A 2,292-nucleotide genomic window follows, 5' to 3' on the forward strand; every position below is an offset into this window, starting at 1 on the left:
GGGGGACCCTGTGGGAGAGTAGGACGCCGCCGAACAATCATTGCGGAAGCCCCGCACCAGACCCTTCGGGGTCCGGTGCGGGGCTTTTCTGCGTTTACCGCCAGATCGCGGGGGCCGGCTGGGTATCCTGGCCGCGTTCCTCTGGAGGACGCGATGACAGCACAGCAGCTGGAAGACGACGGGCCCCTCATCCCTCAGCCGGCCATGACGCGGGAAGCCCTGCGGGACGCCGTGCGCCGGATCGACATGGCCAACCTCGCCGTGCTCGACAAGGAATGCAACGAGGCGTTCGACCGCGCAGCGGAGACCGGGGCCATCAACCCGCTGCGGTTCTTCCTGATCAAGTGGGCCACGCACGTCGCGATCCACCGCTGGCCGGCCCGGGCGGCGGCGCTCCACGAGGCGGAACGTGTCGCGGGAGATCCTGCGTCCACGGAGTCGGAGTTCCGGGCCGCGATGGAGACGAGCAGCCGCATCCTGGCCGAGGCCCAGCGCGAGATCGGTCAGTGACTCCGCGGGGTGAAGGCGTCGAGAACGACAGCGGCTGGGCCTGGGAATGCGATCCCAGCCGGCTGTGGGTGCTCGGCGACATGCCGGCGGAGCAACAGCACCTCGTCAGCGCCGTGATGGACGGCCTGGTCGACCTGGCGGCGCTGGCCATCGACCCCAAGGACGGCAGCCTTTACGAGGACCCGCACCCCATGCGGCTGCGTACGTACGAAGACGAGCACCTGATGGTCTGGTACCAGACCATCCCGCACCGGAGCCGGGTCTACCTGAAGCGCGTCAACCTCTGACAGCCTGCCGGCGTCCCCGGACGCACTTGAGTCTCCCGTGGGAGGAGGCTGCAAGGTAGGCGCATGGACGGCGAACCCCTCTATCCGATCGGCGACGTGGCCCGGCTCTCGGGTGTCACGGTCAAGACGGTCCGGTTCTACTCCGACTATGGACTCGTGGTGCCCGCCGGCCGTAGTCCTGGCGGCTACCGCCTCTACGATCTCGACGCCGTCGCACGCCTCGACCTCGTACGGACCCTCCGTGAGCTCGGGCTCGACCTGGCGACCATCCGGAAGGTCATCGACCGGGAGCTTCCGCTTCCCGATGTCGCCGCCGCGCACGCCGAGGCCCTGGACGTCCAGATACGCATCCTGCGGTTGCGGCGTGCCGTGCTGACGGCAGTGGCGCAGCGGGGATCCGCCCCTGAGGAGATGAACCTCTTGCACAAGCTGGCCAAGCTGTCAGAGGAGGAACGCCGACGGTTGGTCGGCGGGTTCCTGGAAGCCGCCTTCGGAGGTCTGGACGCGGACTCCCCGTGGGAGGGGATCATGCGCTCCATGACTCCGGAACTACCGGAGGATCCCGAGGCGGAACAGGTCCAGGCGTGGGTGGAGCCGGCCGAACTCGCGCAGGATCCGGACTTCCGCGCGAGTGTGCGGCGGATGGGGAGGACCAGGTCGCCGAGCGCGGCCCGGGCGAGGTCACGGTGGTCCGGCGGGATCTCGCCGCGACGGTCCGCGGCGAGGCCGCCCCCGCGTTGGCAGCCGGCATCGGGCCGTCGTCGCCCCAGGGAGCAGAGATCGCGTCCACGCTCACAGCTCATTACGCACACCTCCTCGGCCTGCCGGACGACGTGGAGCTCCGCCGACGGCTGGTGGCCCGGCTGGAGGGGATGAACGATCCCCGCAGAGAGCAGTACTTCCGCCTGCTGGCAGTGATCAACGGCTGGGAGGCCCCGGAGAGTCTGGCGCCGGTACTCGGCTGGGCGGTCCAGGCGGTCCGTGCCATGCCGCGATGAGGGGGAGGGGACACGTGGTGCTCGAGGCGCCGGCGTCGACGGCCGGGCCCGCGCTGGTTCTCCGACCGTCGTGTGGGAGAGGGACACAAGGCAGGCCGTCCGCCGACGTCGGCTACTGGATGGCGGCGCACGCACGGGGACGGGGCGTGGCCTCCCGAGCCCTGGAGGCCCTCCCCACCTGGGCTTTCAACACGTGCGGACCGGTGGCCGGCCCGGTTTTGACACCTCCTGGGCATGGTTGTAGGGTTGAGCAGTTGCCTGGAGCTGGACAAGCTCGGCAGCACCACCCCGCAAGGAATGCAATTCGGCGCGGGGACTCGACTCTTCATTCGGGAATCGAAGCCGGGGAAAATCCGGTGGAGAACTTCTGATAGAGTCGGAATCGCCGGAAAGGGAAAGCGCGAAAGCGCAGGACCTGGAAAGCACCGAGGAAGTCGGGCCCGAAAGAGTCTGATAGAGTCGGAAACGCAAGAACAGAACGAAAGCCCGGAGGAAAG

2 protein-coding genes and 1 pseudogene are annotated in these 2,292 nt (G+C 68.6%); all 3 read left to right on the forward strand.

Annotation, left to right across the window (positions count from 1 at the left end; translation table 11 throughout):
• The first annotated feature begins 153 nt into the window (after positions 1-153).
• The 3 genes and pseudogenes from ACGFYQ_RS42175 to ACGFYQ_RS42185 all read left to right on the forward strand — a co-directional run bounded on the left by ACGFYQ_RS42175 (position 154) and on the right by ACGFYQ_RS42185 (position 1,795).
• Positions 154-510 carry a hypothetical protein gene (locus ACGFYQ_RS42175; protein ID WP_393752671.1) on the forward strand — a complete coding sequence of 119 codons (357 nt, stop codon included), beginning with the start codon at positions 154-156 and terminating at the stop codon, positions 508-510.
• Positions 507-797 (forward strand): hypothetical protein, encoded by a 291-nt coding sequence (locus ACGFYQ_RS42180; protein WP_393752673.1) that lies wholly within the window; start codon positions 507-509, stop codon positions 795-797. Before ACGFYQ_RS42175 ends, ACGFYQ_RS42180 begins: the two co-directional genes overlap by 4 nt.
• Before the next feature lie 63 nt (positions 798-860).
• Positions 861-1,795 (forward strand): annotated as a pseudogene (locus tag ACGFYQ_RS42185) (MerR family transcriptional regulator).
• Positions 1,796-2,292 lie beyond the last annotated feature (497 nt).

Origin of the sequence: Streptomyces sp. NPDC048258 (assembly GCF_043201995.1) — a bacterium.
In the GTDB taxonomy this organism is placed as follows: Bacteria; Actinomycetota; Actinomycetes; order Streptomycetales; family Streptomycetaceae; genus Streptomyces.

Excerpts from the sequence above, each read along its gene's own strand:
- ACGFYQ_RS42175 (WP_393752671.1), top strand. The coding sequence starts at position 154 with ATGACAGCACAGCAGCTGGAAGACGACGGGCCCCTCATCCCTCAGCCG.